Annotated in this window: 2 protein-coding genes; both read left to right on the forward strand. The window is 29.1% G+C overall.

What is annotated here, in order from left to right:
* The first annotated feature begins 44 nt into the window (after positions 1–44).
* On the forward strand, positions 45–446 hold the full coding sequence (locus tag G3997_RS06045; protein ID WP_296644423.1) for a helix-turn-helix domain-containing protein: 402 nt from the start codon (positions 45–47) through the stop codon (positions 444–446).
* Between the two features lie 28 nt (positions 447–474).
* The gene (locus G3997_RS06050) at positions 475–918 is read left to right on the forward strand and encodes an ImmA/IrrE family metallo-endopeptidase (RefSeq protein ID WP_296644427.1); all 444 of its coding nucleotides are present in this window, start codon (positions 475–477) and stop codon (positions 916–918) included.
* Positions 919–967 lie beyond the last annotated feature (49 nt).

Raw genomic sequence — 967 nt, forward strand, 5'->3', positions numbered from 1 at the left:
TATATGTACGTTTTRAAATCATAATATAAATGGTAGGTGAATATATGGAAACTTTAGGAGATAGATTAAAATCCTTAAGAAAAGAAAAAGGATACACACTTGAACAAGTGGCAGAAAAATTAAATACCACTAAGGTAACTATATCTAGATATGAAAATAATTTAAGAGAACCAAAAAGAGAAACTATAAGCCAGTTATCAAAGTTGTTTAATGTTTCTACTGACTATTTACACGGTCATACTAACGATAGACTTAATTTAACTGATGAAGATAAACATGATATAAAAAATTCCTTAGAGAAAATTAAACTAGAATTATCTAGCGAAGAAACTATTATGTTTGATGGGGAGCCAATGTGCCAAGAGGCTATTGATAGCTTACTTGCTGCTATGGAAATTGGATTATCTTTAGTTAAACAAAAACAAAAAAGAGACAATAATATTTAGCTTCATAATTTTAGGGGGATATGTTTTTATGTTTATAAAGAGTAAGGTTAGGGAGATTATATCAAAGTTTGGTACTAATAATCCTTTTGAAATAATTGATATTTTGGATATTACCCTGGTAATAGCACCACTTCATGATAGTATTAAGGGCTTTTTCCATGTCAAAGATGGTAAATATCCTATAATATATATAAATAGCAATCTTTGCCAAGAAGAAAGAATTGAAACTGCAGCTCACGAGCTTGGTCATTATTTTCTTCATAATGGTATTAATGCTTTTGCTTGTAGGGGCTTTAGTGGATCTTATATTAAAAATAAGTCTGAAAGACAAGCTTATATTTTCGCAGCAGAGCTTTTAATCCCTGATAGTGTTCATGAGGAATACCCTGGGGAAAGTGATGCATATATTGCATCTAAAATTGGTGTTTCTCCGAAGTTGTTTGCATTTAAGTTTATTGATAAGCTATATTAATTACTTTGTAATGTTAATAATATTTATAAATAATAATCTATTCATGTAG

It is taken from the genome of Romboutsia sp. 13368 (assembly GCF_018336475.1).
Taxonomy (GTDB): Bacteria; Bacillota; Clostridia; order Peptostreptococcales; family Peptostreptococcaceae; genus Romboutsia.